Below are 4613 nucleotides of genomic sequence, written 5' to 3'. Positions count from 1 at the left end.
ATAGATCGGCCAATGGTCGGTTGGACAATCCTGCTTGGCGTGATGCAATTCGGGATGAACTACAATTTTGTCTATGCCGCTGAACATTATATCACGTCGGGATTGGTCGCAGTGGTATTCGCGCTGTTGATTGTGCCCAATGCGGTGCTCGCCAAATATTGGCTTGGACGGCCAATCGGCGGAGCGTTCATATTAGGCTCAGCGATTGCCTGCGCCGGGGTCGGGTTATTGATGCTACAGGAATATCGCGCTGCCCCTATGGGCGGAACCGATGCACTGCTTGGGCTATTTCTGGTGATATGTGCTGTCGCTACAGCATCGGTCTCCAATGTGCTTCAGGTGACGCCAAAAGTTGCGCGATACCCGACGCTCACGATATTGGCGTGGTCAATGTTCTGGGCCAGCTTGGCCAATGCGGCTTTTGCATTCGTCATGGATGGTCCTCCCATCATCGACATGCGTCCCGGATATATTGGCGGTGTGCTGTATCTGAGCATCATCGGTTCGGTCGTAACCTTCCCGCTTTATTTTCGCCTCATCCGTGACATTGGCCCCGGCAAGGCTGCATATACAGGCGTGGTCATTCCCGTCCTTGCGATGATCCTGTCGACAATTTTCGAAGGCTATGTCTGGTCGACATTGGCGCTGGCAGGTGGCGCACTGGTGATGGTTGGCCTCGTCGTCGCAATGCAGACGCGCAAGGCTTAGGGCAGTGACGGCGGTAAGGTGAATGCCTTGCCCCGCACCCTCCAAACCGTTTCCAGCCCCGCGAGCCGGCCGCCCAATTCTATATTATTGCGCGCGCAGCCAATAATGCGCTGAGGCCTTGCCGGTAATCGGCATATTCCGGCGTCCATCCCAGCAGCCGTTTCGCCTTCATATTTGAAACACGCCGGTTTTCGGCATAGAAACCACGCGCCATAGGCGACAGCCCTGCCCCGTCCAACGTTATCAGTGGCGGCCATTCCTGCGCCAAAAGATCGCACACATATTCGATAACGTCATTTTGCGACGCTGGTACATCATCGGCAATATTATACACGCCAGCGGGCGCATCGAATGCGGCAATGACGGCGCTAACAATGTCATCAACATGCACACGGCTAAAGATTTGCGCAGGCATATCGATACGGTGCGCTTTGCCATCTTCGACCCGTTCCAACGCAGATCGACCCGGGCCGTAGATGCCGGGCAAGCGAAAGACCGCGACGTCATTGCGCAAGGCCTGCCATGCAAGGTCAGCGTCGGCGCGGGCAGTTCGGCGGCCTTCGCCAATAGCACCGCTCTCGTCGACCCATGCACCGCCCGTGTCGCCATACACGCCCGTTGAGGACAAATAGCCGAGCCAAGAGATGTCACTACGTGCAATCATGTCGCCATATTTCAACAGCACGGGGTCCCCGCCCTCGCCATTGGGTGGAACGCTCGACAAGATGTGCGTGGCGTTTTCGATTGCGGCACTGACTGCCGCTTCATCGTCAAAGGCAATCGCATCGCCGCCGCTCATCCGCCGTGTTCCAGTGACGTGCCAGCCGCTTTCACGAAGGCTGTCGGCGAGACGCGAGGCGGTGTACCCCATTCCAAATATGAGCATGTGACGGTGCATCGGCATGGGTTCGCAATCTAATGGCTTGCCGTCAAGCACCGCAATTGCAATTAAGCAGATAGGGAGGAACCACGCCACGTGACCGTCGACGTTATCAAGTCAAAATTACTGGGTGACATTGCGCACGGGTTCCTTGGCCGCGTTGGCGGTGTTTCTGCAGGCATTTATGCAGGGCTGAACTGCAGCCTTGGTTCGGACGATGTGCGCGACAATGTCATCGAAAACCGGCGGCGTGCGGTATCTGCCGTTATGCCCGGGGCGGCACTGGCGCGGGTGTACCAAATCCATTCGCCTGACGTGGTCACCGTCACTGGGCTCATTGACCAAGACGATCCGCCCAAGGCCGATGCGCTGGTGACGGATAGGCCGAATATCCTGCTTGCGGTCCAGACCGCGGATTGCGTGCCGGTGTTATTTGCAGACAGGCAGGCCGGTGTCGTTGGTGCAGCACATTCGGGATGGAAGGGCGCATTCACAGGCGTTAATGAAAACACGATATTGGCAATGGAGGCACTGGGCGCACAGCGCGAACGGATAGCCTGCGCGATTGGCCCATGCATCGCACAAAAAAGCTATGAGGTGGATTCAGGTTTCTTTGAACGTTTTGCCGACGCCAACCCCGAAAATGCGCGGTTCTTCCGCGATGGCAAAGCCGGTCATTACCAATTCGATATCGAAGGCTATGTTGCGGCGCGCCTTGCCGCCGCCGGAATCACAATGGTCGAATGCATGGGGCAGGATACCTACAGCCAGCCAGACCGCTTTTTCAGCTATCGGCGCAGTTGCCACCGCAGTGAACCGGGCTATGGCGGACAAATGTCGTTGATTGGAATATGGAGCAATGATCGTGGCTGAACAGGGCATAACGCGGCAACGCTTTAAATCGATAATGGGCGGTTCCGCGGGGAATTTGGTCGAATGGTATGACTGGTTCGCCTACGCGACATTCAGCATTTATTTCGCGCCGTTATTTTTTCCTGAAGGTGATTTGACAGCCCAGTTGCTCAACACGGCTGCAATCTTTGCCGCTGGTTTTCTGATGCGTCCCATCGGTGCCTGGGTGATGGGTATCTATGGCGACAAACATGGTCGAAAGGCCGGGCTTACCTTGGCCGTTTTGTTAATGGCGGGCGGTTCGCTCGCCATTGCCTTTGCGCCAACCTATGCGCAGGCTGGGGTTGTTGCGCCGACCATCTTGGTCATCGCACGGATGGTCCAAGGGCTGTCCGTCGGCGGGGAATATGGGTCAAGTGCCACCTATTTGTCGGAAATGGCCCCGGCGGCGCGGCGCGGCTTTTGGTCGAGTTTCCAATATGCAACGCTGAGCGGTGGGCAGTTGCTCGCCATTTTGGTCGCCCTGATCTTACAGGCGATATTGAGCGAGGCGCAAATGGCCGATTGGGGCTGGCGCATTCCGTTCGTGATTGGGTCCATTCTGGCATTGTGCGTCTATCTTTTGCGCCGGACGATGTCTGAAACAAAATCATTCACCAATATTGACCAGAAACGCGAACATTCATCGCTGAAATTGCTTTGGCGTGATCACAAGCGTTCCTGCATATTGGTTGCGGTGATGTCGGGTGGCGGCGGCCTCGCCTCTTATGCTTTCACCACCTATATGCTGAAATATCTGATCAACACCGCAGGTTTCGAAAAGCAAACTGCAACGTTGATTATCGCCGGCGTGTTGATTTGGTCATTCTGTCTGCAGCCCATTGCCGGGATGTTGGCGGACCGCTTTGGGCGAAAACCGCTGCTGCTCATCGCAGGCGCCGGGGTCGCGCTGGTCGCTGTGCCCATCTATACGCTGGTTGGCCAAGCCACCTCGCCCATCGTCGCGTTGGCGCTGATTTTGATCCCGATTACACTGCACGGCGGATACACCGCCAACAATGCAATGGTAAAAGCGGAGATGTTTCCTGCCCATATCCGCGCACTGGGCGTTGCGTTTCCTTACGCGATCGGGAACACCATATTTGCCGGGACGCTGGAATATGTCGCATTGTGGTTCAAAAGTGCGGGCAACGAAACCGGGTTTTTCTGGTATGTTGCGATCTGCGTCGGTGCGACGGTTATTGCCTATCTGATGCTTCCTGAAACACGCGATACGAGCTTAATTGAGGAAGATTAAGCCAGGCTGCTATCCCACTTCGAACAGGCCTTCGCTCAGGCTTGAGGATCACGCCAATCCAATATGGGCCAGCCCTTGGTCACCGCAAGGCGGGCAAGCCGCCCGTGCGGATTGGTGGCGAAAGGTTCATCGGCATAGCTGAGCAACGGGGCATCGGACACATGGTCCGAATAGGCACGGATATGGCAATTTTCGCGTGACAGACCATGGGCTTCCATCCAGCCTTTAACCCGTTCAAGTTTCGCCGCGTCATAACAATTATGCCCGTCAATGCGTGCCAAAACATGGCCGGTGCTGTCCGTGGCAAGGTCCGTCGCGATGACATCATCAAAGCCAAGCCGCTTTGCAATCGCGTCGACATATAGCCGGTATGACGCCGTTGCCATGACATGGCGATAGCCCGCCGCCTTCTCCTCCGCCACACGGGCAACCAGTTGCGGATAGACATTTTTGCCCACCACAATGTCGGCATGGCTTTCCAGATATTTGGCAAATCGCGCCCTTGGAACGCGATGGCCGATAAGCAATGTCTGCGAAAACTGCTTTAAACGCGCCCGGTTCCACAGCTTCATCGCGTATAATGCCAGCCCAATCGGCAATAAAGGCGCAAGAAACAATCGCCACGGTGACTTGTTAAACGCCATATGCAGGAGGAACCCATTATAGGTGGCGCGTCGCGTGACGGTCTTGTCCATATCATATATGGCAAGCAGCGTTGGTTTGGCATCAGTCATCGGTCTGCTACAGGCATAATATAATGGAAGAAGTCTAGAGGCTTGTGATACTTCCCTTTATACGCCAGTTATATGGCTATGGCTAACGCTGCAGAGTTCTTGCAAGAAGACCTGACCGATGGCGGGCAAATCCTCCGCTTAT

5 protein-coding genes are annotated in these 4613 nt (G+C 55.7%); 3 read left to right on the top strand and 2 right to left on the bottom strand.

What is annotated here, in order from left to right:
• Positions 1-708: DMT family transporter (locus ACIQ5B_RS10300; RefSeq protein WP_397598939.1), on the top strand; the 708-nt coding region annotated here is incomplete at its 5' end.
• Positions 709-787: 79 nt separating this feature from the next.
• On the opposite strand, the gene ACIQ5B_RS10295 is transcribed toward ACIQ5B_RS10300, so the two are convergent.
• Entirely contained in the window at positions 788-1594 is an 807-nt protein-coding gene (locus ACIQ5B_RS10295; RefSeq protein WP_397598938.1) for an SDR family NAD(P)-dependent oxidoreductase, read from the bottom strand.
• Positions 1595-1684: 90 nt separating this feature from the next.
• Here ACIQ5B_RS10295 and pgeF point away from each other — a divergent pair, with 90 nt between their 5' ends.
• Together pgeF and ACIQ5B_RS10285 are read left to right on the top strand one after the other, a co-directional pair.
• Positions 1685-2461: a peptidoglycan editing factor PgeF gene (pgeF, locus tag ACIQ5B_RS10290; protein WP_397598937.1), complete on the top strand. Its 777-nt coding sequence runs from the start codon at positions 1685-1687 to the stop codon at positions 2459-2461.
• Complete coding sequence (locus ACIQ5B_RS10285) at positions 2448-3737, top strand: MFS transporter (protein WP_397598936.1); 1290 nt, start codon at positions 2448-2450, stop codon at positions 3735-3737. The genes pgeF and ACIQ5B_RS10285 overlap by 14 nt, the downstream gene beginning before the upstream one ends.
• 35 nt (positions 3738-3772) lie before the next feature.
• Here the strand turns inward: ACIQ5B_RS10285 and ACIQ5B_RS10280 are convergent, their stop codons facing one another.
• Complete coding sequence (locus tag ACIQ5B_RS10280) at positions 3773-4471, bottom strand: HAD family hydrolase (RefSeq protein ID WP_397598935.1); 699 nt, start codon at positions 4469-4471, stop codon at positions 3773-3775.
• Between the last annotated feature and the right edge of the window lie 142 nt (positions 4472-4613).

The sequence above is a fragment of the Sphingorhabdus sp. genome, assembly GCF_044374345.1.
In the GTDB taxonomy this organism is placed as follows: domain Bacteria; phylum Pseudomonadota; class Alphaproteobacteria; order Sphingomonadales; family Sphingomonadaceae; genus Sphingorhabdus_B.
The sequence above is the reverse complement of the archived record's forward strand: the minus strand, read 5'-3'. Positions and strand labels throughout refer to the sequence as shown.